This is a genomic window from Nonomuraea sp. NPDC049758 (genome assembly GCF_040674635.1).
Taxonomy (GTDB): Bacteria; Actinomycetota; Actinomycetes; order Streptosporangiales; family Streptosporangiaceae; genus Nonomuraea.
Window position 1 is genome coordinate 1 of sequence record NZ_JBFAMZ010000048.1, and the last position, 24,566, is coordinate 24,566.

23 protein-coding genes are annotated in these 24,566 nt (G+C 70.3%); 11 read left to right on the forward strand and 12 right to left on the reverse strand.

The window, feature by feature from the left end:
- On the forward strand, positions 1-308 hold a 308-nt coding region (locus tag AB0J46_RS50980), incomplete at its 5' end, for a transposase (protein ID WP_364344458.1).
- Between the two features lie 97 nt (positions 309-405).
- On the opposite strand, the gene AB0J46_RS50985 is transcribed toward AB0J46_RS50980, so the two are convergent.
- From AB0J46_RS50985 to AB0J46_RS50995, 3 genes are all read right to left on the reverse strand, one after another.
- Positions 406-1,659 (reverse strand): hypothetical protein, encoded by a 1,254-nt coding sequence (locus tag AB0J46_RS50985; RefSeq protein ID WP_364344461.1) that lies wholly within the window; start codon positions 1,657-1,659, stop codon positions 406-408.
- The gene (locus tag AB0J46_RS50990) at positions 1,656-2,174 is read right to left on the reverse strand and encodes a SigE family RNA polymerase sigma factor (RefSeq protein ID WP_364344464.1); all 519 of its coding nucleotides are present in this window, start codon (positions 2,172-2,174) and stop codon (positions 1,656-1,658) included. The genes AB0J46_RS50985 and AB0J46_RS50990 overlap by 4 nt, the downstream gene beginning before the upstream one ends.
- Positions 2,175-2,312: 138 nt before the next feature.
- Positions 2,313-3,254 carry an RNA polymerase sigma-70 factor gene (locus tag AB0J46_RS50995; RefSeq protein ID WP_364344467.1) on the reverse strand — a complete coding sequence of 314 codons (942 nt, stop codon included), beginning with the start codon at positions 3,252-3,254 and terminating at the stop codon, positions 2,313-2,315.
- A gap of 172 nt (positions 3,255-3,426) precedes the next feature.
- Here AB0J46_RS50995 and AB0J46_RS51000 point away from each other — a divergent pair, with 172 nt between their 5' ends.
- Positions 3,427-4,614: an FAD-dependent oxidoreductase gene (locus tag AB0J46_RS51000; protein WP_364344470.1), complete on the forward strand. Its 1,188-nt coding sequence runs from the start codon at positions 3,427-3,429 to the stop codon at positions 4,612-4,614.
- 62 nt (positions 4,615-4,676) lie between these two features.
- On the opposite strand, the gene AB0J46_RS51005 is transcribed toward AB0J46_RS51000, so the two are convergent.
- Genes AB0J46_RS51005 through AB0J46_RS51030 form a run of 6 tightly spaced genes read right to left on the reverse strand, consistent with a single transcriptional unit; the run spans position 4,677 to position 13,371 of the window.
- Positions 4,677-8,300, reverse strand: coding sequence for a carbohydrate-binding protein (locus tag AB0J46_RS51005; RefSeq protein ID WP_364344473.1), 3,624 nt, complete (start codon positions 8,298-8,300; stop codon positions 4,677-4,679).
- Positions 8,300-9,265 carry a Gfo/Idh/MocA family oxidoreductase gene (locus AB0J46_RS51010; protein ID WP_364344476.1) on the reverse strand — a complete coding sequence of 322 codons (966 nt, stop codon included), beginning with the start codon at positions 9,263-9,265 and terminating at the stop codon, positions 8,300-8,302. Before AB0J46_RS51010 ends, AB0J46_RS51005 begins: the two co-directional genes overlap by 1 nt.
- Entirely contained in the window at positions 9,262-10,236 is a 975-nt protein-coding gene (locus AB0J46_RS51015; RefSeq protein ID WP_364344479.1) for a Gfo/Idh/MocA family oxidoreductase, read from the reverse strand. The genes AB0J46_RS51010 and AB0J46_RS51015 overlap by 4 nt, the downstream gene beginning before the upstream one ends.
- A 32-nt stretch (positions 10,237-10,268) precedes the next feature.
- On the reverse strand, positions 10,269-11,120 hold the full coding sequence (locus AB0J46_RS51020) for a carbohydrate ABC transporter permease (RefSeq protein ID WP_364344482.1): 852 nt from the start codon (positions 11,118-11,120) through the stop codon (positions 10,269-10,271).
- Complete coding sequence (locus tag AB0J46_RS51025) at positions 11,117-12,085, reverse strand: sugar ABC transporter permease (protein ID WP_364344485.1); 969 nt, start codon at positions 12,083-12,085, stop codon at positions 11,117-11,119. The genes AB0J46_RS51020 and AB0J46_RS51025 overlap by 4 nt, the downstream gene beginning before the upstream one ends.
- A complete protein-coding gene (locus AB0J46_RS51030) occupies positions 12,082-13,371 on the reverse strand; it encodes an extracellular solute-binding protein (protein WP_364344488.1) in 1,290 nt (429 codons plus the stop codon). Before AB0J46_RS51030 ends, AB0J46_RS51025 begins: the two co-directional genes overlap by 4 nt.
- Before the next feature lie 95 nt (positions 13,372-13,466).
- Here AB0J46_RS51030 and AB0J46_RS51035 point away from each other — a divergent pair, with 95 nt between their 5' ends.
- The 3 genes from AB0J46_RS51035 (at position 13,467) to AB0J46_RS51045 (ending at position 16,573) form a co-directional block, all read left to right on the forward strand.
- On the forward strand, positions 13,467-14,654 hold the full coding sequence (locus tag AB0J46_RS51035; protein WP_364344491.1) for an ROK family protein: 1,188 nt from the start codon (positions 13,467-13,469) through the stop codon (positions 14,652-14,654).
- Positions 14,655-14,681: 27 nt separating this feature from the next.
- A complete protein-coding gene (locus AB0J46_RS51040; protein ID WP_364344521.1) occupies positions 14,682-15,929 on the forward strand; it encodes an alpha-L-fucosidase in 1,248 nt (415 codons plus the stop codon).
- 101 nt (positions 15,930-16,030) lie between these two features.
- Positions 16,031-16,573 (forward strand): hypothetical protein, encoded by a 543-nt coding sequence (locus AB0J46_RS51045; RefSeq protein WP_364344494.1) that lies wholly within the window; start codon positions 16,031-16,033, stop codon positions 16,571-16,573.
- 42 nt (positions 16,574-16,615) lie between these two features.
- Here AB0J46_RS51045 and AB0J46_RS51050 read toward each other — a convergent pair whose 3' ends face one another.
- Positions 16,616-17,017: a DUF4345 domain-containing protein gene (locus tag AB0J46_RS51050; protein WP_364344497.1), complete on the reverse strand. Its 402-nt coding sequence runs from the start codon at positions 17,015-17,017 to the stop codon at positions 16,616-16,618.
- 60 nt (positions 17,018-17,077) lie between these two features.
- Here AB0J46_RS51050 and AB0J46_RS51055 point away from each other — a divergent pair, with 60 nt between their 5' ends.
- The 3 genes from AB0J46_RS51055 to AB0J46_RS51065 all read left to right on the forward strand — a co-directional run bounded on the left by AB0J46_RS51055 (position 17,078) and on the right by AB0J46_RS51065 (position 20,069).
- Positions 17,078-17,677, forward strand: a complete 600-nt coding sequence (locus AB0J46_RS51055; protein ID WP_364344500.1) for a helix-turn-helix domain-containing protein — start codon at positions 17,078-17,080, stop codon at positions 17,675-17,677.
- A 369-nt stretch (positions 17,678-18,046) separates the two neighbouring features.
- Complete coding sequence (locus AB0J46_RS51060) at positions 18,047-19,507, forward strand: endo-1,4-beta-xylanase (RefSeq protein ID WP_364344503.1); 1,461 nt, start codon at positions 18,047-18,049, stop codon at positions 19,505-19,507.
- 343 nt (positions 19,508-19,850) lie between these two features.
- Positions 19,851-20,069 (forward strand): EF-hand domain-containing protein, encoded by a 219-nt coding sequence (locus tag AB0J46_RS51065; RefSeq protein WP_358298026.1) that lies wholly within the window; start codon positions 19,851-19,853, stop codon positions 20,067-20,069.
- 31 nt (positions 20,070-20,100) lie between these two features.
- On the opposite strand, the gene AB0J46_RS51070 is transcribed toward AB0J46_RS51065, so the two are convergent.
- Positions 20,101-20,943, reverse strand: a complete 843-nt coding sequence (locus AB0J46_RS51070) for an NAD(P)H-binding protein (protein ID WP_364344506.1) — start codon at positions 20,941-20,943, stop codon at positions 20,101-20,103.
- 86 nt (positions 20,944-21,029) lie between these two features.
- Here AB0J46_RS51070 and AB0J46_RS51075 point away from each other — a divergent pair, with 86 nt between their 5' ends.
- A complete protein-coding gene (locus AB0J46_RS51075) occupies positions 21,030-21,812 on the forward strand; it encodes an AraC family transcriptional regulator (protein ID WP_364344509.1) in 783 nt (260 codons plus the stop codon).
- 47 nt (positions 21,813-21,859) lie between these two features.
- Entirely contained in the window at positions 21,860-22,459 is a 600-nt protein-coding gene (locus AB0J46_RS51080; protein WP_364344512.1) for a hypothetical protein, read from the forward strand.
- A gap of 46 nt (positions 22,460-22,505) precedes the next feature.
- Here AB0J46_RS51080 and AB0J46_RS51085 read toward each other — a convergent pair whose 3' ends face one another.
- Positions 22,506-23,012 carry a hypothetical protein gene (locus AB0J46_RS51085; protein WP_364344515.1) on the reverse strand — a complete coding sequence of 169 codons (507 nt, stop codon included), beginning with the start codon at positions 23,010-23,012 and terminating at the stop codon, positions 22,506-22,508.
- A 327-nt stretch (positions 23,013-23,339) separates the two neighbouring features.
- On the opposite strand from AB0J46_RS51085, the gene AB0J46_RS51090 reads away from it, so the two are divergent.
- A complete protein-coding gene (locus AB0J46_RS51090) occupies positions 23,340-24,413 on the forward strand; it encodes a twin-arginine translocation signal domain-containing protein (protein WP_364344518.1) in 1,074 nt (357 codons plus the stop codon).
- Positions 24,414-24,566: the final 153 nt, after the last annotated feature.

Below are 24,566 nucleotides of genomic sequence, written 5' to 3' on the forward strand. Positions count from 1 at the left end.
TGGCCGCGGACAAGGCCTACTCTTCTCGCGGCAACCGCGCCTACCTGCGTCGACGCCGGATCAAGGCGGTCATCCCGGAGAAGGTCGACCAGGCGGCCAACCGCAAGAAGCGCGGATCTGCCGGCGGCCGGCCGGTCAACCATGATCCCGATCTCTACAAGCAGCGCAACACGGCCGAGCGCTGCATCAACCGGATCAAACAGTGGCGTGGGCTGGCTTTCCGGTTCGACAAGACTCCCGACAGCTATCTGGCCGGCTTGCATCTACGCGGGGCCGTCCTATGGATCCGAAGCCTCCGGCCAGCCTAAAGATCAGAACTCCGTACACGCTCTAGGTAGATGGTCGCGCCGGCGCGGGAGTGGCGGCCGCTCCCGCGCCGGCCCCGGCCGCTGTCGTCCTGGGGCGTCAGCCGCTGGGGAAGCCGGGCGCCGAGACGCTGCCGCCCCACGGGGGCAGCCGGTAGGCGCCGAGCTTGCGGATCTTGCCGGTGGTCACGTCGATGGCGTAGGCCGTATCTCCGAGGTCGGGCCACCGGTCGGAGCCCGGATCCCGTACGGCGGCGCCCAGGGCCAGGACCTCACGCTCGTTGAGCCAGTATCCGAGCCGGTGCGGACTCAGCTGCCGCGGCGGGTCGAGCTTGACCTCGGACCTGACCTGGCCGCTCGCCCGGTCCACCGTGACGATCTTGTCGTACGGCTCGCCGTTCGTCACGGTCTCCCCCTTCGCCGCCGGGCCGGTCAGCATGGCCACGGTCGTGCCGTCCGGGCCGACGGCTCCCGTCAGCGCCCAGGTCTTCGGCTCGGCGAAGACCGTCACCTTGCCGTCCGAGAGCACGCCGAACCGGCCGTCCTCGTGCTCCACGACCATGGGGACGCCCTCGTCGGCGGGATAGAGGCCGTTCCAGCCCTTGGGTATCTCCTCGACGACCCGCCCGCTCTCCACGTCCACGACGACCTGGGGGATGCCGGCCAGGTTCAGGCCGAGCCGGCGCCCGTCCGGCGAGAAGGTGATCAGCCCGCCGCTCTTGACCATGGCCTTGCGCCTGACCACCTGGGGGATGTCCCAGACCTGGCCGCTGTCGAGCTCGCGGACGGCGAAGCGTTCACGCTCGGGGACGTAGTAGGCGATGCGGCGTCCGTCGCGGGAGATCGCCAGCGGGGCGGCGGTGTTCATGTAGTTCTTCTTGGTCTGGTCGGTGTAGACGCTCAGCGCATCGGCGACCCGGTACCGGGTTCCGTCGCGCAGGACCACCTTCCACTGCAGGCACGTCTCGTCGGCCACCGGCGCGTTGTCCTGGCCGGGCTTCCATGCGTCCTGGCAGAAGTCGTAGTAGGCGTAGCGCACCGGCCCCACCCCGGACGCCGGCAGCACGGCGCGGACGGGGACGAGGTCCTCCGGCGACGGTGTCGGCCCCGCGGGGACGCCGCGGAAGGTCGGAGCGGACGAGGGCGTCCCCCTCGTGACGGCGCCGATGTCGGGAGGGCCGCCGGGATCGACGAGAAGGGTGACGGCCAGCGTCAGTGCGGCGACGGCCGCGACCGCGGAGCCGCTGATCAGAGTCGTTCGCGTACGCCGGGCGCCCCGCAGCGCGACCTCGGCGAGATCGACGTCGGGCGCCTGCCGGGCGATCGCGTCGAGCTCGTCACGGAACCTCGTCATCGCGGCACCTCCACCGGATCGATTTCGGACAACAGATCGGCCAGTTCGGGCGCGAGGACGCGCAGGCGGCCCAGGGCGTAGTGGGTCTGGCTCTTGACCGTGCCAGGTGAACAGCCCAGCGCTTCGGCCGTCTCCTCGACGCTGAGGTCCTCGTAGAAACGCAGCACGAGGACGGCGCGCTGCCGTGGAGTCAGCCGGACGAGCGCCTGCTGCAGGACCATCCGGTGCAGCCCGGCGGACTCCGGATCGTAGGCCGGTTCCGGCGGGCTGCTGGTCAGGATGTCCGTACGCCTGCGCCGCAGCCAGGACACGTGCTCGTTGACCAGGGCCCGCCGGGCGTACGCCTCGGGGTTGCCGTCCTTGGCCAGCTTGGGCCAGTGTCGGGCGATCCGGGTCAGCACGGTCTGCAGGAGGTCCTCAGCCCGGTGGGCGTCTCCCGTGAGCAGGTACGCGGTGCGCATCAACGCCTGCTGGCGGGCGCTGACGAACTCCCTGAATCCCTCATATTTGTCCATGCGACTCCTTCCGCCCTAATGAACGCAGGACCTCGGAAGCCGGTTGGAGGTGATCCACCCCTGGTGCGCGCGTCCTGTCGCGCAGTCGCTCGTAGGCGGCGGGCGGGCTGACCGGGCAGCCCCGCTGCTGGTGCGGGTTCAGCGCAGGGTGAGCGGAGTCTCCGACGCGATGCGGGTCAGCTTCCGCGGGTTGCGGACGTAGTAGAGGCCGGTGACGCGGGCGTGCTCGACGCGGGCCGCCATGACGCCGTCGATGTCGCCGTCCACGCGCAGGAGGAGCGCCGGGTTGCCGTTGACCACGGTGGGTTCGGCGGCGAGGGTGATCCGGGCCTTGCCGAGGCCGCCGACGATCATGCGGGCCACCTTGCCCGCGCCGGTGATCGGCTGCGGAGCGGCCCGCCTGACGCCGCCGCCGTCGCTGATCAGGACGACGTCCGGGGCCAGCACGTCGAGCAGGCCCTGCAGGTCCCTGGTCTCGACCGCGCGCTGGAACGAGGCCAGCACCGCCCGGGTCTCGTCCGGGGAGGCCGCCTCGCGCGGGCGGCGGGCATCGACGTGCCGGCGGGCGCGGTGCGCGATCTGGCGCACGGTCGCCGGGGTCTTGCCGACCGCGGCCGCGATCTCGTCGTAGCCGACGTCGAAGACCTCGCGCAGTACGAAGACGGCTCGTTCGGTCGGCGACAGCGTCTCCAGCACGAGCATCAAGGCCATCGACACGCTCTCGGCGAGCTCGACGTCCTCGGCCACGTCCGGCGCGGTGAGCAGGGGTTCGGGCAGCCAAGGGCCGACGTACGCCTCCTTGCGGCGCTTCATCACGCGCAGCCGGTCCAGCGCGCGCCGGGTGGCGATCCGCACCAGGTAGGCCCGCTGGTCGACCACTTGCCCGAGGTCGACCTTGACCCAGCGCAGCCAGGTTTCCTGCAGGGCGTCCTCGGTGTCGGCCACCGAGCCGAGCATCTCGTAGACGACGGTGAACAGCAGGTTGTGATGGACGAGGAACGCCTCCGTCGCCGGGTCCGTCCGACTGCCGTCGGCCGTCGGCCAGGCTGCGCCTGTCGTCGCGTCCCTGCGCTCGTTCATCCCTGGCTCCTGCCTGTCGCCCTCGCAAATCCTGCTTCATGCACAAGGCGTCGGCTCACCCCGCCGTGTGACAGCCGTGACCGGTGACCCACGTCACATGGCGGCGCTGTCACAAAGGCGAGGGCGCCGACGCCCAACTCAGCAGGAGCAAGGGAACCGACAGGAGCAACACATGAAGCACCGCATCGTCGTCCTCGGTGCCGGCTATGCCGGGGCCTACGTGGCCGGGAACCTGGCCCGCCGGCTGTCCCCGGCGGACACCGAGATCACCGTGGTCAACGCCGAGCCGGACTTCGTCGAGCGGCTGCGGCTGCACCAGCTCGCGGCCGGCCGGCGGATCGAGGCTCACAAGCTCGCCGACGTCTTCGCGGGCACGGGGATCCGGCTGCGCCTGGCCCGGGTCGCCGCCGTCGACCCCGAGCGCCAGATCGTCCACACCGACGCCGGCGAACTCGGCTACGACACGCTCGTCTACGCGCTCGGCAGCGGCGTCGCCGACCGCGGCGTCCCCGGCGTGGCCGAGCACGCCTTCCACGTCACCGCCCGGCCCGCGGCGCTGCGCCTGCGCGAGCGCCTGGACGGGCTGGTCAGGCAGGCCGAGGGCGGCCGGGTGCTGGTCGTCGGCGACGGGTTGACCGGCATCGAGACCGCCACCGAGTTCGCCGAATCCCGGCCCGGCCTGTCGGTGACGCTCATCGCCCGCGGCCCGCTCGGCGCCCGGCTCTCCGCCGGAGCCCGCGGACACCTGCGTCGGGCCTGCGACCGGCTGGGCGTCACCGTTCTGGAGCACACCAGCGTCGAAGCCGTCGAGGCAACAGGGGTGCGGTGCGCCGACGGCACCGTCCTGGCATCCGACGCGACCGTCTGGACCGCCGGGTTCGCGGTCAGCCCCCTCGCCGCCGCCGGCGGGCTGGAGGTCACCGGCGACGGGCAGATCATCGTCGATGACACCATGCGGTCGGTCTCGCACCCGAACGTCTACGCCGCCGGCGACAGCGCCCAAGCCACAGGCGACAACGGGCGGCCGCTGCCGATGTCCTGCGCGTCGGCCGGCTCCACCGGCCGGCAGGCCACGGACGCGATCGTGGCACGCCTGACCGGCCGTAACATCCCGAAGAGCAAGCTGCACTACCCGGGCAACCACATCAGCCTCGGACGGCGGGACGGCATCCTGCAGCCGGTCGACGACGAGGCGCAGGCGAAGCCGAAGCACGTGGGCGGCCGGAAGGCCGCGCGGATCAAGTCCGGGATCCTCCGGATCTCGTTGTGGGGCGTCTCGCACCCGACCTTCGGCCTGCCCAAGCGCCGGCGCCGCCTGCCCGCCGCGCCGGACGCGTCCGCCGAGAGGGCGCTCACGTGACCGACTGGAGAAGTGCCGAAGCGACCCGGCCGGGCCGGCCGGGTCGCTTGGAGCGGGTGCGGTCAGCCCTTGGTCCGGACCGTGGCCGACAGTTCGATCGGGAGGGTCGTGCCGTCGGCGGCCAGCGGGCGGACGGTGAAGGTGTAGCTCGTGCGGCCCCGGAGCCCGGTGACCCGAGCCGTCGTCCCCGTCACCCGCGTGACCTCCGTGCCGCCGTTGAAGACCGCGTAGCCGGTGGCGGTCGGCACGGACGGCCAGGTCAGGGTCACCGACTTGGCGTTGACGTTGCCGACGCCGAGTTCGGCGCCGTTCCAGGTGTTGGGCGTCTCGACCACGAACGCGTCGATGATGAGGAACTTGTCCGCACCGTTGACGACCTTGATGGTGTGATCGCCCATCGGCAGCCCGGTGAGCTGGAACACCCGCTGGGCGGTCAGCCGTACCGGGGAGTCGCAGTCGACCGTGGCCTTGAGCTCGCCGTCGACGTAGATGTCGATGGTGCTCATGTCGGAGTAGCGTTCGGACAGCAGGCTGATGCCGGTGCCGGTGAAGGCGAACTCGACGGCCTGCCCGGCGCGCCAGCCGGCGTGGACGTCGTCGCCGTAGTCGCCCAGCCCGCGGTCGGGGCTGTAGGTGAAGTCGTCGTCGGGGTAGACGATGCGCTTGTCGGTGTCGTTGACGTAGGTGAGCATCACCTTCGGGTCGGTGACGGTGATCTTGTGCTCGCCGGAGAATCCGTCGTGGATCGCGGTGATCGTGGCGCTGCCCCAGGTGCGGGGGGTGACGAGGCCGTCCGCGTCCACGGTGGCGATCGACGGGTCGGAGCTCTTGAAGGTGACGCCCTCGGTGACCGGGGTGCGGGTGCCGTCCGCGCCGACCGTCGCGACGGACAGCCGGGCGGGCTCGCCGACCTTGAGGGTGCCGGCGCCCGTGACGTCGAGTGCCTTGATCGCGGCGGTGGAGGCGGTGATGGTGAACTTGTCGAGTGCCAGCCCGCTGCCCTCGCTCACGATCCGGAGGGTGTGCAGGCCGGCGGACATCTTGGCCCAGGTGGTCACGTTCGCGTCGTCGGACTTGGGGACGAAGACCGTGTTGCGGTCGCCGTCCACCTCGAACCTGAACGTGGTGTCCTGGGCGGCCGAGCCCTTGAAGGTCACCTTGTACATGCCGGTGTTCGGGACGAACACGTTCTCGTAGCGCAGGTAGTCGTTCGGGTCGATGCCGCCGACGACGCCGTCCTTGGTGACGACGCCGGTGTCGGGGCCCTTCCAGTTCCACTCCTGGTCGGTGTTCCACTGCATGGTCCAGCGCTCGGCCTCGACGGTCTGCTCGGACGTGCCCTGCAGGTCGAGCCGCAGCCAGTTCCAGACGATGCTGGAACTCGCCTCGATCCAGACGACCTTGACCGAGTGCTCGCCCGCGGTCAGCGGCAGGACGAAGTCCTCGGTCCGCGGGCTGAGCATGCCTCCGGTGGGACGCAGGCTCAGCGGTCCCGTGACGTCGGTGCCGTCGACCTCGACGCGGAACTTCAGCGGCTTGTCGTTGACGGTCGAGTAGCGAAGCTGCAGCAGGTACTTGCCGTCGGCGGGGACGCTGACGTCGTCGAAGCGCGACCAGTCGCCGGTGTCGACGTAGGCGACGCCGGGGGTGCCGTCGTCGCTGTCGGTGAGGTCGGTGTTCTGGGTGCCCTGCTGCCCGGTCGCCGACTCGGCCTGGAGGGTGATCGACTCGGGCCGTTCGAGGGTGAACCGCATCCAGTTGAGGAAGAACCAGCGCCCGTCGGGCCGGGTGAGCTTGATCGTGTGGCGGCCCTCGGTGAGCGGGATCCGCCGTTCGAAGGTCCGGTAGGTGTTGTAGCCGCCGGAGTCCGGCACCTTGACGGTGGTCACCTCCTTGCCGTCGACCTCGACCTTCAGGTGGTTGGCCTCCTCGGAGGAGGCCCGGAACTCGACCCGGTAGGTACCGGTGGCGGGCACGTCGACGTTGTCGTACTCGGCGGACTCGCCGGCCGCGTCCATGTAGAGCGCGCCCAGGCCGCCCTCGGGCGGGGTCTCGACGCCGTAGGCGCCGTTGGCCGCGGTGTAGTCCTCGTTCTGGATGGTGAACTGCGTCAGCGGGGCCGTCGGCCGCCCGGCCGGTACGGCTCCCGCGGCGACCCGGACGGCGCCGATCGGGTAGACCTTGTCCTTGCCGCCCGGCATCGCCAGCTCGATCCGCGGCTTGCCGTCCGCGCCGAGCATGGCGACGGCCACGTCGTAGGAGCCCGCGGGCAGGTCGGACGGGAGGGTGAAGGCCGAGTTGATCTGGCGGACGTCGCCCTTGAAGAGCTTGGTCTGGTCGAGGGTGGCGTCGGTGCCGCGCCACACGACGTCGCCGGTGGACCTGTCGGTGAAGCGCACCTCGACCGGGTAGCGCCGGGGGCTGAAGCCCACCGCGTTGTTGGTCCAGGTGTGCGAGATGCGGAACTCGCCACCGGGCTTGACCTCGGTGTCATAGGTCGCGGTGGGCATGAGGAAGCGGTAGCCGGTGAATCGCGCCAGCGTCTCGAACCACTCGCCGTAGGCGTCCTTCATCGGCTGCCAGTTCTCGAAGCCGGTGTTGTTGATGCCCTGGAGGTTGGAGTGGTAGCCCTCCAGCGAGTTCTTCACGAACAGCCGGGGGTTGTTCAGCATGATCGTGGGGTTGTCCCAGTTGGAGCCCTCGGACACCTGGATCATGTCGCGGCGGAGCCTGCGGTTGACGTACGGGGCCTGCGCGGTGTCGCCGTAGTTGTGCCAGACGAAGCCGGCGTTGACGGTGTCGGACCGCACGCCCCAGTTCTCGAACGTGGCCGCCTTCCCGTAGCCGAACACGCTGAACCGCTTGGCCTGGGTGTCGGCGTCGGGGTCGTTCTTGTTCACCTCCGCGCCGGCGTTCTGCATCATGACCATAGACTTGTCGAACGCGTCGTCGTAGATCTTGAGGATCGCCTGGAGCGTCGAGACGCGGGTGGCGTTGTCGGGCCACGGGAAGTTCATCGCGTCGTTCCAGCCCGACCACTCGCCGAACAGGGAGAAGGCGCGCAGGTCCACCCACGCCACGCCCGGGTCGCCGTCGTAGCGGCCGGCGAAGGCGTCCACCGCGCGCTTGAGCCGGTCCAGGTAGATCGGGTTGTAGTAGATCGGCTGCTTGGAGAAGTAGTCGTTGTACGGCGCCATCCGGAAGGGCACCCCGGCCTTGTCGAACAGCCAGGCCGGCGGGTACTCGTACGGGAAGACGCCCGGATCGTTCTTGTAGTCGGGCGCCTCCGACATGAGCAGCTGGAACTCGACCGTCTTGCCCTGCTCGTTCACCCGCTTCATGAACGCGTCGAGGCGGTCCCAGACGAAGACGCCGTCGTCGGGCTCGAAGTCGGCCCAGGCGAGCTGGAGCCGCACCACGTCGGCGTCGGCGGGGATCTTCTTCCTGCCTTCGATGAAGTCGGTGATGCCCGGGTCGTTGGTGAAGGTGTAGCCGGGCGTGCCCGGCGTCCTGTGCGTGTTCACGTCGAACGCGGTGCCGGTGTACGGGTTGCCGTGCAGGATCTCGTGGCTGTCGGAGAAGGTCACCGTCGTACGGCCGGCGGCCGGTTCGGCGGCGGAGGCGGCGTGCGCGGGCACCAGTAAGGCTGCGGTCACCGTGGCGGTGCCGAGGACATGGCGGATCATCAGATCTCCAGGGGGGTGGGGGCGGCGTCGTGCAGGGAGCGGTAGGCGGCCTCGACGAGGGCGACGGTCCGGTGGCCCGCCCTGGCGTCGGGCTGGCGGGCCTCGCCGTCGCGGACGGCGTCGAGGAAGGCGCGGATGAGCAGGTCGTCGAGCGGCGCCCCGTACCCGTGGGCGAGCGGGCCGCCGTTCCATCCGGTGAGGACCCCGGAGAAGGGCGCGATGTCGGCCACGCCCTCGGTGCCGATCACGGTGAGGGTGACCAGGTCGCCGGTGTTGGGACGGCCGGGCGGGCGCGACCAGGAGCAGTCGATGGAGGCGATGACCCCGTCGCGGTAGCGCAGGGAGACCAGCCCGGCGGTCTCGACGGCCTTGCCCGGGTTGGGGATGGAGTTGGCGATCGCGTAGACCTCGACCGGGTCGTCGTCCAGCAGGTCGGCGAGCAGGTCGGCGACGTGCACGACGTGGTCGGTCAGGGCGCCGCCGCCGCTGCTCGCCGGATCGGTGAACCAGTCCCGGCTGGTGGGGACGCCGCCGCAGTTGGTGGCCGCGATCGACACGATCCGGCCGAGGTCGCCCCGCCGTACCGCGGCCCGGAGGTCGGCGTAGGCCGGCGCGAAGCGGACGGGGAAGGCGGTCATGAGGACGGTTCCCGCGGCGCGGGCGGCCGCCAGCATCGCGGTGGCGTCGGCGAGCGAGGTGGCGAGCGGCTTCTCGCAGAGCACGTGCACGCCCTCGGCGGCGGCGCGCAGCGCGAACTCCCGGTGGCGCGTGTTCTCGGCGCAGATCACCACGCCGTCGGGCCGCCAGGCCCACAGTTCGGTCTCGGTCTCGAAGGCGGTGACGCCGTCCGGGACGCCGTCGTAGCCGTCGGCGTAGGCGCCGATCTCCACGTCGTCGCAGCGCAGGAGCGCGGCGGCGTACTCGGCGGCGTGCAGGTGGGCGAAGGAGAGCAGGGCGATCTTCATGCGGCTTCCAGGGGCTTGAGGTCGACCGGCCGGCCTTCGGCGGCCGAGCGGGCGACGGCGTCGGCGATGCGCATGGCGGCCAGGCCGTCCAGCGCGGTGACGCGGGGCGGGACACCGGTGGCGATCGAGCGGACGAAGTCCTCGATCTCGGCCCGGTAGGGGCTGGTCAGCGGGGAGAAGTCGGGCAGGATGTCGGGCGCGGGCACGGCGTCGCCCTGGTAGCGGTAGGGGCGGCGCTCGTCGGAGTCGGCGTGCAGCAGCCCGTGCGAACCGGCTACCTCGAACAGCGTCCTGAACTCGATCGGCGCGGTGGTCCAGGTCGCCGTCAGCACGGAGATCGAGCCGTTGGCGTGCGTGAGGAACGCCTGGGTGCTCTGGCTGCCGCCGACCGCGTGGGTGCGAGCGAAGACGCGCTCGACCTCTCCCCCGATCCAGCGCGCCATGTCGATGTCGTGGATCATGAGGTCGAGCAGCACGCCGCCGGAGAGCTCCTCGTCCAGGAACCAGCCGCCGGCCGGGCTGCGGCCCTGGCGGGTGTGCCGCTGCACGGCGACGCTGCCGATGTCGCCGCGGGTGACGGCCCGGTGCAGTTCGGCGTACTCGGCGAAATAGCGTACGACGTGCGCGGGGAACAGCGGGACGCCGGCGTCGGCGAAGCGGGCGACCAGGTCCTCCGCCTCGGGGAGCGTGCGGGTCAGCGGCTTCTCGCAGATCGTCGGCAGGCCGTGACCGAGCGCGGCGAGCGCCAGTTCGTAGTGGGTGTGCGTCGGCGTGCAGATGTCGACGACGTCCGCCGCCTCGAACAGGGCGTCCAGGCTGGGGACGATCCGGCCGCCCCCGTGGCGCCGGGTCAGCGCCTCGGCGTCGTCGGCGATCGAGTGGACGACGACGTCGTGGCCGAGGTCGAGCCAGGCCGGGAGGTGCGCGTTGGCGATGCCACCGGCGCCGATGAGTCCGACCGTTGCGTGCATGGGAGATCCGTTCCTTGTCAGGTGCCGATGCGTCATTTGCCGATGCCTTGCGTCATGCCGTTGACGATGCGGCGGCCGAACCAGAGATAGGTCGCGATCATCGGGAGCACCACGATGACGACGCCGGCGAAGAGCCCACCCCAGTTCGAGGTGTATTGCATGTTGGAGTAGAAGTTGAGCAGGGCGACGTTGAGGGTCTGCGCGCTCTGCTCGGGGACGAGCATCAGCACGATCACGGTCTCGTTCCACAGGCTCAGCGCGTTCAGCACGGCCACGGTCGTGATGCCGGGCTTGGCCAGCGGCACCATGATCTGCAGGAAGGTCCGGAACGGCGACGCGCCGTCGAGGGCGGCCGCCTCCTCCACGTCGCCGGGCAGCGAGCGGAAGTAGCCGATGAGCACGAAGATGCTGAACGGCAGGCTGAGCACGACGTAGAAGAGCGTGACGGTGATCCGCGTGTCCCAGACGCCGGTGACCCAGTCGATCATGAACCGGGACAGCCCCGCCCCGATGAGGACCATGGGGACGGCGAACGCCTGGAACGGGATGCTCATGCCCACCGCGAAGAAGGTCGCGACAGGACCGCTGGAGCGCCCGCCCAGCCGTGCCACCGCGTAGGCGGCGGGGATGGACAGCGCCATGATGAGCACGACGGACACGAGCGTGAGGACCACCGAGTTGATCGCGGCGGCGCCGAGGCCGGAGTCCGACCACGCGGTGACGAAGTTCTCCCACATCCAGGTGGCGGGCAGCCCGGCCGGGTTGTCGAAGATCTCCCGCGAGCTCTTCAGCGAGTTCAGCAGGACCCAGACCACCATGCCGACGTTGAACAGCACCCAGGCCCAGATCAGGGCCCGGATCAGGGCGAGCCCGGCGCGGATCATGCCAGCTCCAGTCGTTCGCGCCGCTGGATCCTGCGCGACAGCACGATCAGGACGGCGGTGATCACCGTCATCACGATCCCGATCGCCGCGGCCTCGCCGAGCTGGGCCAGTCCGCCCTCACGGCCGCCGGTGACCCGGAGGTACTGCTCGACGGCGAGGGTCCTGGCCTCGGGGGGCGGGGTGCCCGCCGTGCCGACGAAGGCGATGACGATCTCGAAGGTCTTGATGCCGGCGATCGCCCAGAGCGAGGCGGCGATGGCCAGCATGTCCCTGGTCAGCGGGAGCGTGACGTAGCGGAACTGCTGGAGCTCGCTCGCGCCCTCGATCCTGGCCACCTCGTAGTAGCTCGGCGGGATGCCGTCGACCGCGGACATCACCAGCACGACGTAGAAGCCGGCCGCGCTCCAGACCACTCCGGCCATGATCACGTTGAAGATCAGCTCGGGGGCCAGCCAGGGCTGGCGCAGCTCGGACAGGCCGAGGGCCCCCAGCACGGTGTTGATCAGTCCGTCCGGGTTGAAGAGGAACGAGACGGCGAGGCCCACGGCGATGGGCGAGATCATGAACGGCAGGAAGACGGCCGCCCGGATGAACGCGCTGCCGCGCGCCGCACGCAATACGATCATGGAGGCGCCGGCGATGAGGAACAGCGCCAGGCCCACGACCAGCGTCAGGATCAGCGTCTGCACGAACGAGGCACGGAACAGCTCGCTCCCGGCCATCGACACGTAGTTGGCGAAGCCGACCCAGGACAGCTCGGTCCCCAGCCCTGACCACTCGGCGAAGCTGAGCGCGACGCCGAACAACGACGGCAGCACGAAGAAGACCAGGTAGGCGATCAGTGCGGGTAGCAGCATCGGCAGGTACAGCCGGCGGCGCTCGCCCTGGAGCGCGCCGCGGGGCGCCTTCGCCCGCCTGCCCGCGGACGGAGCCCGCAGGGCGGTGTCGGACACGGTCACGGTCATCCGTTCATGGCGGCGGTCTTCGCCTTGCCCTCGGCCAGGAACTCCTCGGCGCTGAGCTTGCCGGCGACGAACTTGTCGTCGAGGGGGAGGAAGACGTCGGCCAGCCACTTGGGCTGCACGGTCGAGACGCCGTCGCCGTCGAGCGTGACCTGCTCCGCGTCGCGGATGGACGCCTGCAGCTGCTGGAGCTCCACCGGGGCGGGCGAGTCGGCGCGCGAGGGGATGTTGGCCGCGTCGGTGCCGATGCGGTCGATGTACTTCTTCTGCATGGCGAAGGCCAGGAAGTCGGCGACCGCCTTCTGGTTCTTCGACTTGGCGTTCACGCCCCAGCCGAGCGCGCCCACCGTGGCGACCGCGCCCTTGGCGGGGTCGACCGGCGGGAAGGCGATGATGCGGGGCTTGACCGCGGCGGCGCGCAGCGAGGCGGTCTCGCTGCCGAGCCAGGAGCCGTTCAGGATGAAGCTGTGCTTGCCGCCCGCCCAGGCGTTCTGCGCGGCCGGGAACTTGGTGGCCATGTAGTCGGGCTCGAACAGATCGGCCTTCACCAGCGACTCCAGCGCCTTGGCCGCCCGCTTCACCTCGGGCAGGTCCCAGGCGGCCGGGTCGGCGGCGAGCTTCAGCAGGATGCCGGGGCCGGCGGTGGACAGCAGCATCTGGTGGATCCAGAAGGAGTTGTAGGCGTTGACCGAGCCGTCGAGCGCGATCGGCGCGCGGCCGGACGCCTTCTCCTTCTTGGCGATCTCCAGCAACTCGTCGAACGACTTGGGGGCGAAGTCGGGATACTTGGCGGAGTCGTACCAGAGGCCGATGGAGAAGACGCTGTGCGGGACGAAGCCGTACCCCTTGTCGTCGCCGATGGCCTTGAGCACGCTCTTCGGCAGGACCTCCTCGATGGTCCTGTCCTCGCCCGGGATCTTCGTGCTGAAGATCGGGCCCATGTCGCCGAGCACGCCGGCGGCGCGGAACTCGGCGGTGTGGTCGATGGCGGTGTCGAAGAAGTCGGGACCGGCACCGGTGGCGACAGCGTTCTTGACCTGCTGCTCCTGGCCCTGCGCGAGCCACTGAACATCGATCTTGACGCCGGTCTGCCGGGTGTAGTCGGCGATGACGCTCTCGAACAGGTTCGCCTGCGGGGTGCCCTTCGCCCACTTGCCCCAATAGAGGAGGCTCGCGGGCGCGGCGCCGGCGGAAGCCGACGGACCGGCGTCCTGGAGCTTCTGGCCGCACGCGCCGAGGGCGAGCACGGCGGAGGCGCAGGTGGCGACGGCTATGGCGCGATTACGCATGGTTGGTCCCTTCTTGCTGGGAGGCACGGTTGGCAATAATAAATACACTTTGTGTTTTAATGGAAGACGTCTCAGGAAACGAAAGGGCCACGTGAGTGCTGATCGGACGTGAAGCGAGCCTGCTGCGCCAGCCCGTGGGCCAGTCGCGCCTGCGCCGCATCAATTCGCTGGCGGTGATCGAGGCGATCCGCCTGGAGCCTCTCACCATCCCGGCGATCGCCCAGGTCGTCGGGCTGTCGAAGACCGCGGCCGACACGGTGGTGGGCGACCTCGTGGCCCTCGGCTGGGTGACGAGCGTCGAGCCCCTCTCCCCCACCGGAGCCGGGCGGCCGGCCAACCGCTACCGGTTCAACGCGGGCGCGGCCGTCGTCGCCGGCATCGACATCGGCCAGCACACCACCCGCGCCGAGCTCGCCGACCTGAACGGCGAGGTCCTGGCCACCCGCTCGATCACCGTCTCCGTCGCGGACCCGCCCGAGGCCGTCCTGGCCGACGCCGTCGGGGTGGTCGACCAGCTCCTCGGCTCGCAGGGCCGCGGGCGCGCCGACGTGTGGGCGATGGGGGTGTCCGTGCCCGCCGTCGTCTACCAGGACGTCGTCACGCGCGGTCTCGACGAGTGGGAGGGGCTCAACGTGCGCACCGCCTTCGCGTCGTCCTTCGAGTGCCCCATCGCCGTCGAGAACGACTCGAACCTCGCCGCGTTCGCCGAGGCGTGGAAGGGCAGCGCCGCCGAGGCCGGTTCGATGGTCTACGTGCACTCCGGCAACCGCACCGGGGCGGGGGTCGTCCTGAACAACGCCGTCGTGCGGGGCGCGAACGGCGCCGCCGGCGAGATCGGCGCACTGCCGCAGATGGGCTGGGAGCATGCCCAGCAGCACCTGCACGACGTCGAGCTCACCGACGGCCGGCGGGTCAGCAGGGAGGGCGTGTTCGACGCCGCCACCGCGGGCGACCCGCTCGCCGTGGCCGCCGTCGACCGGTTCGCCGACGTCATCGCGATCGGCATCGCCGCGCTGGTGCTCACCGTGGACCCCGAGATCGTGGTCGTCGGCGGCGGCAACGTCCAGGCGGGCGACACCTTTCTCGACCCGCTGCGCCGCCACGTCGAGAGGCTGTGCACCGTACGGCCCGCGCCCCCGATCGTCCCCTCCGCGTTGAAGGATCGCGCGTCGATCACCGGCGCGGGCGGCCTGGCCGCCACCTCCGTCATGGAGCAGCTCTACGCCTCGGCCCTGGGCGGCAAGACGCTCTCCAGCGCCTCGACGCCGCCCTGGAAATGGTAAGAACCGAAGAAGGATCCCCCCGTGCCCATGCAACCCTGGTTCACCGACGCCAAGCTCGGCATCTTCGTCCACTACGGCCTCTACGCCGTCGAGGGAGTGGCCGAGTCCTGGTCGTTCTACTACGGCGACATCTCCCGTGAGGCCTACCTGGCCCAGCTCGACGGATTCACCGCCGACGGCTATGACCCCGCGGCGTGGGCGGAGCTGTTCGCCCAGGCCGGAGCCCGGTACGCCGTGCTCACCACCCGGCACCACGACGGCTTCGCGCTGTGGGACAGCGCGTACGGCGAGCTGAACGTCACAGCCTCGCCGGCGGGACGCGACCTGGTCGGCCCCTTCGCGGACGCGCTGCGCGAGCGCGGGCTGAAGGTCGGGCTGTACTACTCGCACTCCGACTGGAACCACCCCGACTACCCCAGCGTCGTCGGCCCGGAGGCCCACCCGAGCCCCTACGTGACTCCGCCGGAGGGGCGGGAGGACCCGGCCGCGTGGGCCCGCTACCTGGCCTACCGCGACGGGCAGGTCGACGAGCTCGTCGCGCGGTACCGGCCCGACCTGCTGTGGTTCGACGGTGAATGGGAACGCTCGGAGGAGCAGTGGGGCATCGACGCCCTCGCCGACCGCATCCTCGCCGTACGGCCGCGGACCGTGCTCAACGCGCGCATGCTCTCGCGCGGCGACTACGCGACGCCGGAGCAGGGCGTCCCCATCACGCCGCCCGACGGTCCGTGGGAGCTGTGCCTCACCATCAACGACAACTGGGGTTTCCGCCCGCACGACACCAACCACAAGCCCGTGGGCCACCTGGTCCGCTACTTCGCCGAGACCATCGGCGCGGGCGGCAACCTCCTGCTCGACGTCGGTCCCACCGCCGACGGCCGCATACTCGCCGCACAGGCCGACCGCCTGAAGGGCCTCGGCGCCTGGATCGAACGCCACGCGGAAGCGGTGTACGGCACGACCGCCGGGCTGCCGGCGGGCCACCACTACGGCCCGAGCACGCTGTCCGCCGACCGCAGGACCCTGTACCTGACCTGCTTCGACCCGCCCCGCGACACGGTGACGGTGCGCGGGCTGCGCAACACCGTCCTGCGCGCCAGGGTGGTCGGCGCGGACTGCGAGCTCGGGCACTCGATCACCGGAGAGCTCAACGGCGTGCCCGGCGTCCTGTGGATCGACGCGCCACCCGCGCACGCGATCGACCCGCACGCCACAGTGCTCGCCCTGGAACTCGACGGCGAGCTGGACCTCTACCGCGGCAGCGGCCGCGACTAGCCGTCACGGGCCGAGGGTGCGCCCGGGAGGAGCGGGCGGTTCGAGCGGGCTCCAAGTGCGTTGCAGCCGAGCCACAAGCGGGCTTCCCTAGCCTCGCGATCATGCTGACGACCCTTCTTGTGACCGCCTCCCTCCTGTTCACCGGCGCACCCGCGCAGAGTGCGGCGACCAAGCCGCTGACCTTCCGCGGCATGACGCTCCAGATCCCCACGACCTGGAAGGTCGGAAAAGAAGACATGTGGGGCATTCACGTCAAGACCGGCCGCTGCGACCGGCGCGCCGTCGAGTGCCGCGGGTTCTACCTCGTCGGGCCGGAGGGCATCTCTCTGGCCCGCCACGGCAACCCCTACGACCCCGAGGAGCCGTACCACCCGGGCAACGGGCTCGCGAGCTGCGTACCCGACAAGCGCTACATAGAGGACTTCCCCGGCAAGCTCGTCGCCCGTGGCACCCGCCCGGTCGGCGCGGGACACAAGGCCACCTACCGCGTCTGGCGCGTCGGCTGCACGACGCAGTCGGCCAAGCGGACCGGCGTCTCCTATCAGGAGCGGATCTGGCACCTGCCCAAGTCGAAGATCCTCGTCTTCGACCAGTGGAGCGACGGCCGGCTCGGCACGATTCTCCAGCGGGCGACCTGGAGCTGACCCCACCGGTCGCGGTGCTCGCGCCCGGCTCGGCCGGGCCGCTCAGGCCGAGCAGGCGCGCTCCTCCTTGCCGGCGAGCCAGAAGAAGACCGGCGGCAGCACGAGTTCGATGACCGCCAGCACGACCTGGAACCCGTGCGGCCGGCCGGACACGGCGAGCGAGAGCAGCCGCCCCACGCCACCCAGCAGGAAGACGGCGGCCAGCCACCGCACCACCCCGGCCGGGATCGGGCGCTGCCGCGCCGCCCACATCCACGCCAGCCCGTAGCCGGCGAAGGCGGCCCCCATGAACCGGCCCCAGCTGTCGACCGTCGGCCCCGCGGCAGCGGCGCCGGGGATCGCCGCGTTGCCGAGCGCCACGTGGAGCAGGCCGATCAGCACGCAGGCCCACCCCATCAGCTGGGCGAGCGTACGCAGCGCCTTGACCATGATCTCTCCCGCCATAGTTGACATGTGTCCACTACGGTGGCGCGCTAGTAGACGTGTGTCAACTAGACTTGGTCCATGCCTCCACGCCGGCGACTCACCCCTGACGGGCGCCACGCCCAGCTCCTCGCCGTCGGCGCCCGGCTCTTCGCCGCGCACCCCTACGGCGACGTGCTGATGGAAGAGGTCGCCGAGCAGGCCGGCGTGTCACGGGCGCTGCTCTACCGGCACTTCCCGAGCAAGCAGGCCCTCTTCGCCGCCGTCTACCAGCAGGCCGCGGACCGGTTGCTCGCCGAGACGCGGCTCGACCCCGCCCACTCGCTGCGTGAGCAGCTCGTGCAGGGCATGGACGTCCATCTCGACTACTTCGTGGCCAACCGCAACGCCGTCCTCGCCGCGAACCGGGTGCTCGCGGGCGATCCGGTGATCCAGACGATCATGTCGAACGAACTGGACGCGCTCCGGACGCGGCTGCTGGCCGTCCTTCCGCTCACGGGCGACGACGTCCGCGAGACCGTCTCCGGGGTCCTGAAGAGCTGGCTGGTCTTCGTCCAGGTCCTCTGCGTCGACTGGCTCACCCGCGAGACCTGCACACGCGATCAGCTACGCGACATCTGCGTCGGCGCGGCCCTCGGCGCCCTCGAACCCCTGCTCGCCGGCAACCCGGCGAGCCACTGAGAGACACGTCGCGGACACCGCTCCCCGGGGATGCGGCGGCGAGGCCGGTTCGAGGACTGAATGAGGGCGAATCGAGGCGGAATGCCCTAGTGTCATGGGCCTGGTGGGGGGACCAGCCCCTCACCGGTCGTGCCCGTGACCGGACAGGAGCCCACGATGGTCCACCCCTCGCGAGGGCGCCTGCCCGTGCAGGATACCCGTAGGCCGTCCGGCCCCCTCCCCGCGCGCCCGTTCCGTCTCGGAAGCGGTGGAAGGCGGGGCACATGACGGCGCCTCCCCGGCCCGCGCGCCCGCCGCGGTCGCGGTGGCACTCCTGCCCCCCTCACTTACGACGAGCTTCCGGCTCGTGAGCCAATTGCGAAAGAAGCGATGAAACTATCCATCATGTCCCTCGCCGGCATGAGCGCCGTTCTGCTCGGCGTCGTGGCGACGGCCGTCGTCCCCGCCTCCGCCGCCGAGGAGACCCTGCGCACCGTGGCGGCGGCCCGGAACCTGCGCATCGGGGCGGCCGTCAACGACCGCGCCCTGGAGACCGACAACGGCTACCGCGACAAGCTCAAGTACGAGTTCAACAGCGTGACCCCCGAGAACGCCATGAAATGGGTCAACGTTGAGCCCGAACAGAATGTGCACACCTGGGCCAAGGCGGACGCCGTCGTCTCCTTCGCCGAGGAGAACAAGCAGACGGTCCGCGGTCACACCCTCGTCTGGCACGGCGGTCTGCCCACCTGGGTCAGCAACGGCTCACTCAGCGACCAGCAACTGCGCGCCGCGCTCCAGCGGCACATCGAGACCACCGTCAAGCGTTACGCCGGCCGGGTCGCCGTGTGGGACGTCGTCAACGAGGTCCTCGCCGAGGACGGCACCCTCAGACAGTCCATCTGGCTCAAGCGCCTGGGCCCCGGCTACATCGCCGACGCCTTCCGCTGGGCCCACGCCGCCGACCCCGCGGCCAAGCTCTACATCAACGACTTCAACGCCGAGTGGAACAACACCAAGCGGGACGGCCTCTACAAGCTCGTACACGACCTGCGGAACCAGGGCGTGCCGATCGACGGCGTCGGCTTCCAGACCCACGCCATGATCGCCGACCCGCTGCCCACCACGATGCCGTTGGCACAGCTCAAGAGCACCCTGCAGCTGTTCGCCGAGCTGGGCGTCGACGTGGCCGTCACCGAGCTGGACGTCCGGCTCAAGCTGCCGGTGGACGACAGCAAGCTGGCCGCCCAGGGCGAGGTCTACCGCCGGGCCGCCGAGGCGTGCCTCGCCGTCGCCCGCTGCGTGTCCCTGACCATGTGGAGCCTCACCGACAAGTACTCGTGGGTGCCGTCCGGGGTTCCCGGCTGGGGCGCGGCCCACCCTCTGGACGAGAAGCTGGCCAAGAAGCCCGCTTACCTCCAGCTGCGGTCCGGGCTGACGGACCGGGACTTCACCTCGACCGCCGTCGCGAGCCACTCCGAGAAGTGCCTGTCCTTGTCCGGCACGCAGGTCGTCCAGGCGGTGTGCGGGCCGGCCCAGCGGCTGCTGTTCCGCCGCGTGGCGACGAAGACCTACCAGATCTCCGACCCGTCCGGAGACCAGTGCCTCAAGGTGGGGATCCCGAGGGCGGGGATCCAGGACACCCTGACCCGCGGCTCGTGCGCGCCCTTGCTCAGCGACTACCGGTTCGAGCTGCGTCCGTCGGGGGACGGGCAGCAGATCGTGTCCCTCAGCAACTCCCGATGCGTCGCCGTCAAGGACCGGAGCACCGCCACGGGAGCCGTCCTCGAACTGGTGCCGTGCTCGGGCACCCCGGTCTGGGAGCTGGCCGACATGCCGGGACACCCGTAGCAGCCGGAGGGGTCCGGTTCCCGGCGCCGGGCGGGCCAACCGCCCGGCAGCCGCCGGAACCACCCGGCAGCAGCTGTTCGGCGTCGTCACCCAGGACCCGTCCCTGTTCAACGGCACCATCCGGGAGGACGTCGCGCTCAACGCCCCGGACGGCCAAGCCGGGTCCTCGCGGCCCGTCCCGGCGCCGCCGCCCGACCGTGGGGGCGGCGGGGTCATGGCCGGGTGAGGGACGCGCCGGTGTGCTCGGGCGCACCGGCACGGCTTTTGGGCCCGTCGTCCCTCGCCCGGGTTCGGGGTTGTGCTTCGATGTTGCTTTGTCCGTACATCGAAGGAGAGGTCACCGATGCCAGACCTTGACGATCCGGCCGCCACGTTCAGGGAGTTCGACCGCGACCGGGACGGCTACATCACCCGCGAGGAGTTCGCGCTCGCCATGAACGCCCGCGGCGAGGAGGTCACCGCGGCCGAACTCGACTCCATCTTCCACGCCTCGGACGAGCACGACGGGGACGTGGACGGGCGCATCTCGCTGGCGGAGTTCCTGGTGGCCTGGAACAGGTGACGGCACACTCGCCCTGACCCGGCGGCCGGCGTCACCGGAGATGATCGGCCGCCCAGGTGCGGAACGTACGGGGTGAACGTCCCAGCACCCGCTCGACGTCAGGGGTGAGCCGGGCGTTGCCGTCCCGCGCCACCAGCCGGGAGCCGTCGACCGCGACGTCGGCGAACTCGGCATCCATCCCGGCGGCGATCAGCTGCGTGCGGTAGACCTCCAGCGGCACGTCCACCGTCTCGACGGGCCGCCCGAGCGTCTCCCCCAGCATCTCGGCCATGTCCGGGACGCTGAGCAGTTCCGGCCCGGTCAGCGTGAGGACGGACCGCACGTGCTCGTCGGACGTCAGCGCCCGCACCGCCACCTCCGCGACGTCCCGCGGATCGACGACCCCCTGCCTGCCCCGGCCCGTCGTGTTCGGCACCGGCCGCCCGAGCCGGACCTGCGCAATCCACCGCAAGGCGTTGGAGGCGAAGCTGGACGGCCGCAACACCGTCCAGTCCAGCTCGCTCGCGCGCAACGCCCGCTCACCGGTCCGATGCCAGTCCCCGACCCTGGCGCCGCCGTGCTCCTCCCCCGTGCCGATCGCCGACAGCTTCACCACCTTCCGCACTCCCGCGGCCCGCGCCGCCACGACCATCGCCTCGTCATGCCGGGCGAGCCACGGACCGGGGGCACTGAGCAGGAACACGGCGTCGGCGCCATGCGCCGCTGCGGCCAACGACCCGGGATCGTCGAAATCCCCCCGTACGACCTCCACCTCCGGCGGCAGCGTGACCTTCGACGGTTCCCGCGTCATCGCGCGGACCCGCTCACCCCGGCCCGCCAGCAGCCGGACCACCTCACCGCCGACCGTGCCCGTGGCACCTGTGACAACAATCATGCGGCTCACTCTGCCGCCCCGCCCACCAGCCTTTATAGGAACTTTCGGCACACGTGCGCAGCCTGCGGCGCGGCTACCGTGGGGTCATGAGCATCGAGGTCCCGATGACCGTGCCGGACGGTCTGCGTCCGCTGGTCGAGGCGGTGAGCGTGCTGAGGGCGGAGGATCCCGCGGCGGGTGGGCGGCCGCCGCTGGTGCACCTCCCCGATCCCGGCACGTCCCTGATCTTCCGTACGTCCCGCGCCGGGCACAGCGACCTGCTCGTGATCGGCCCGCGCACCCGCGCCTCGTACCACGTCGGCAAGGACCTCCCCTTCTGCCTGCGGTTGCGGCTGCGTCCCGGCGCCACCAGGGCGTTGCTCGGCGTCCCGGTGAGCGAGGTCGTGGACCGGGTGGTCCGCCTCGGGGACCTGTGGGGCGCGTCCTGCGAGCCGCTGGTCGCCGCTCTGAGGCACGCGGGCGGCGACCACGGCCTGGTACTCCGGCATCTGGCGGCGGCCCTGCCGGCCAGGATCTCGACGGACGGGGCAAGGCGCGAGCTGGTCCAGGCCGCCGTCCGGGCGCTGCGCGGTCGTACGGGCGCACGACGCGAACCGCTGCCCGCGCTCGCCCGCCACCTCGCCGTCAGCGAACGTCACCTGCGCGGCCTGTTCGCCGACGCCGTCGGCCTGTCGCCCAAACGCTACGAGCGCATCGAACGCGTCCGCAAAGCCCTCGCCCTCGGTCGCGCCGACGGCCGCTGGGCCGACCTGGCCACCGCCACCGGCTACTACGACCAGTCCCACATGACGGCCGAGTTCCGTACGCTGATGGGCGTCACACCGGCCGCCTTCTTCCAGGGCCGCCTGCCCACCCTCCAGCCCTGCTGACCCGCCGGCGGCGGTCACCCGGGGCCCGCGCCCAGGACCCGGTCGTCGTGGACACCAACTGGCTCGCGGGCAGGCCGGCCTCACCGGCGCTGCCGTCTCGGCGCGAGTCGGAGAGAATGGCTTGCGTGCTTTCTCCCCGTGCGTCCGTGCGCCGCCGAATGAAGACTCTGGCAGTTCTGGAGTTCGTCAACATTCCGCTGCTCGCCGGGGTGCTGACCGGCGTGCTGGGCATGCCCCTGACCGTGGCCAACTCGGCAGGGCTTGCGCTGGTGCTGCTCGTCCTGGCTGAGGGCGGCGTGTACTGGTGGTTGAAGTTCGCCCAGCTCTCTTCGCGAGCCCCCGTTCCGGCAGGGATGGCGATGTATCGCCTGATTTCTCGGATCAACGTCGGCCTGCTGGCGGCGGGGGCCGTCGTGGTAGGGGCCTGCCTGGTCATGGGCGCGTCCGGCTCGCAGGTCTGGCCGGGGGCTGCGCTGTGGGTGTTCGCGCTGTTGGAGCACGTGAACTACTTCCACCTGCAGCTCATGCATGACACCCGGGCCGACCTGGGTCACTTGGTGAGGACCGGCCGCCTGCGCCGCTCGCATCTGGCTCTCGACATGGCCCGCGTTTCCAGGGAGCCACGGGTTGGGGGCCTTCGAGGATGAGAGGCATCCCGGCCCTCGCCAAGGTGTCCGCCGCAGTCGGCCAGGTTCACAGTGAGCCGATGTTCAGGGTGAGCGCACCGGAGACGCCGGCAAGCCCTTGCTCGGTGAGACAGGCCAGAGGCTTCGTGCTGAACATGATGAACGTGCCGGTCCACTGCGCTCCCTTGAACTCGCCGTCGACCACCACGCCCTTGATCAGAACCAGGCTTTCGGCACCGTTGACCGAGACGGTGGAGGTGGAGGACAGCGTGCTGGTGTTGCCGTTGTTCCAGGTGATTTTCCGGTTCCCGGCCCTCGTGCCGGAGGTGCAGGAGAACGTCCCGGTTGCGGAGAAGGTCGACGTGGCCTGGGAAATGGTGGGATCACTGGTGGAGACACAGTCGATCAAGGGCGCGTTCCCGCTGACCGTGACCTCCCGGGGCTCATCGGTGAGGCCGGGGGTGTAGGTCACCGTCTGAGAGCCGGTGCACTTCGTGATCCCGATCGCGGCGCGTGCGCCGGTCGCGGCCGGGATGAGCACGGCGGCAAGCAGCGCGACGCCGCCGATCGCCATACCGGCGAGCCGAGGCCCGCGTGAGACGGACACGACTGGCGGAACGCGCTTGAGAACTGACATTCCCTCTCCTGCCTACGACGCAATGGCCACAGTTGCGGACCTCACTTGTCCCGGATCAAAGGATCCACTACTTACCGTTACCATACACAAACACTGAGTCAACTTTCCGGTCCAGGACGGCTCAGGCCGGAGCGGGAGTGACGGTGTGACGAACGGCCTGGCGTCGGCGGACGATCTCGTCGGCGCTGCGGCGGACGGCGGCTTGGCCAGGCGGGGGGCGCTTGCCGCATGAGGTACGGCGGCTCTGGAGAGGCAGGTCAGACAGTGGTCACACGCAGAACGTTCCTCGGCACCGCCACCGCAGCCGGTGCCACGACGCTGCTCGGCGGCAACGTCCTGCCCGTCGCACGTGCCGGCACATCGCCGTCGAACACGGCCGGACAACGACCGGCACGCGACGCGATCCGTGCGGTCAACGCCGACACGCGGCGGAACTACGCCGCGCTGAAAGCCGGCCTCGTCAACCACCTGAGCCCGGTCATCGTCGTCCAGAACGACCATCGGGGTGGCCTGTACAGCCTCGTCTCGAACGGGCGGGTACTGGAGTCGCTGCACCCGGTCGACGAGATCTACGAGCTGGCTAAGTCGGTCGCCCACCTCCCGCTGGGCATCTTCACCGTCATCGCCCCAAACCTGCCCAAGCAGATCCCGGCGTTCCAGAGCGCCAGGATCGATCCGCACGACCTGGACATGGTCGCGTTCAAGGGGCCGGCGGACGGCTGGATCCAGCCGCTCCAGGACGTCTCCGCCACGATCAACACGGCCCGGCGGCAACTCGACGAGGCGAGACTTCCCCCCGGCCTTCAGCAGTCGTGCGCGAACATTCTCGACAGGTCACGCGAATTCATCGCGCACGCCACGCGAAGCCGTTCCTTCGACATGAATTCCTTCGAGGACTACTCGGGCAGCGTGTATCCGTACATCCGCACCAACATGTACTGGGCGTCCAAGGTGCAGATCGAAGGCGTCTCGGACATCATGACCCGCTGGCGCGGGCAACTCGGCGACAACGCGTGGAAAGGCCTGTACGTCGTCGTCTTCACGATCTGGACCACATCCTCCCTGAACCAGAACTCCCTCATCATCAAGAAGTTCATGGACCCGGCACAGGCCGACAGCCACCTGATCGACATATCCACGGCCGAGCTCCCCGCCAAGCCGATCCCCGTCGCCCTGGACAACGTCGCCCGGATCGTGCAGGACAACATCGCCGCGGAGATGATCTTCTGCACCGACACGAAACTCGCCGACACTCTCAAGGGCCCGGACGAGCTTCTGTCCGGCGAGATCCTGCGGCTGCTCGGCCGCGCGCCCGGCGGGCAGGATCGGCCATGCTGATGCCCTGGGCAATCGCCGGAAAGCCCCTACTCGACACACCCCACATCCCCATCGACCGTCTAGATGAATGAGTCCAAGGCATAGCTGCGGAGATAGGGCGAGGATGTCCATCCTCGGGTTGTGACGACCGAACTGGACACCCTCGCAACCGCA

What these genes read in the sequence shown, in the direction of transcription:
- AB0J46_RS51010 (WP_364344476.1), bottom strand. Translation starts at nt 9,265, where the DNA reads ATGAAGATCGCCCTGCTCTCCTTCGCCCACCTGCACGCCGCCGAGTAC.
- AB0J46_RS50995 (WP_364344467.1), bottom strand. Translation starts at nt 3,254, where the DNA reads ATGAACGAGCGCAGGGACGCGACGACAGGCGCAGCCTGGCCGACGGCC.
- AB0J46_RS51020 (WP_364344482.1), bottom strand. Translation starts at nt 11,120, where the DNA reads ATGATCCGCGCCGGGCTCGCCCTGATCCGGGCCCTGATCTGGGCCTGG.
- AB0J46_RS51060 (WP_364344503.1), top strand. Translation starts at nt 18,047, where the DNA reads ATGAAACTATCCATCATGTCCCTCGCCGGCATGAGCGCCGTTCTGCTC.
- AB0J46_RS51040 (WP_364344521.1), top strand. Translation starts at nt 14,682, where the DNA reads ATGCAACCCTGGTTCACCGACGCCAAGCTCGGCATCTTCGTCCACTAC.
- AB0J46_RS51070 (WP_364344506.1), bottom strand. Translation starts at nt 20,943, where the DNA reads ATGATTGTTGTCACAGGTGCCACGGGCACGGTCGGCGGTGAGGTGGTC.
- AB0J46_RS51085 (WP_364344515.1), bottom strand. Translation starts at nt 23,012, where the DNA reads ATGGCGATCGGCGGCGTCGCGCTGCTTGCCGCCGTGCTCATCCCGGCC.
- AB0J46_RS50990 (WP_364344464.1), bottom strand. Translation starts at nt 2,174, where the DNA reads ATGGACAAATATGAGGGATTCAGGGAGTTCGTCAGCGCCCGCCAGCAG.
- AB0J46_RS50985 (WP_364344461.1), bottom strand. Translation starts at nt 1,659, where the DNA reads ATGACGAGGTTCCGTGACGAGCTCGACGCGATCGCCCGGCAGGCGCCC.
- AB0J46_RS51075 (WP_364344509.1), top strand. Translation starts at nt 21,030, where the DNA reads ATGAGCATCGAGGTCCCGATGACCGTGCCGGACGGTCTGCGTCCGCTG.
- AB0J46_RS51025 (WP_364344485.1), bottom strand. Translation starts at nt 12,085, where the DNA reads ATGACCGTGACCGTGTCCGACACCGCCCTGCGGGCTCCGTCCGCGGGC.
- AB0J46_RS51045 (WP_364344494.1), top strand. Translation starts at nt 16,031, where the DNA reads ATGCTGACGACCCTTCTTGTGACCGCCTCCCTCCTGTTCACCGGCGCA.
- AB0J46_RS51050 (WP_364344497.1), bottom strand. Translation starts at nt 17,017, where the DNA reads ATGGCGGGAGAGATCATGGTCAAGGCGCTGCGTACGCTCGCCCAGCTG.
- AB0J46_RS51030 (WP_364344488.1), bottom strand. Translation starts at nt 13,371, where the DNA reads ATGCGTAATCGCGCCATAGCCGTCGCCACCTGCGCCTCCGCCGTGCTC.
- AB0J46_RS51065 (WP_358298026.1), top strand. Translation starts at nt 19,851, where the DNA reads ATGCCAGACCTTGACGATCCGGCCGCCACGTTCAGGGAGTTCGACCGC.
- AB0J46_RS51055 (WP_364344500.1), top strand. Translation starts at nt 17,078, where the DNA reads ATGCCTCCACGCCGGCGACTCACCCCTGACGGGCGCCACGCCCAGCTC.
- AB0J46_RS51005 (WP_364344473.1), bottom strand. Translation starts at nt 8,300, where the DNA reads ATGATCCGCCATGTCCTCGGCACCGCCACGGTGACCGCAGCCTTACTG.
- AB0J46_RS51000 (WP_364344470.1), top strand. Translation starts at nt 3,427, where the DNA reads ATGAAGCACCGCATCGTCGTCCTCGGTGCCGGCTATGCCGGGGCCTAC.
- AB0J46_RS51015 (WP_364344479.1), bottom strand. Translation starts at nt 10,236, where the DNA reads ATGCACGCAACGGTCGGACTCATCGGCGCCGGTGGCATCGCCAACGCG.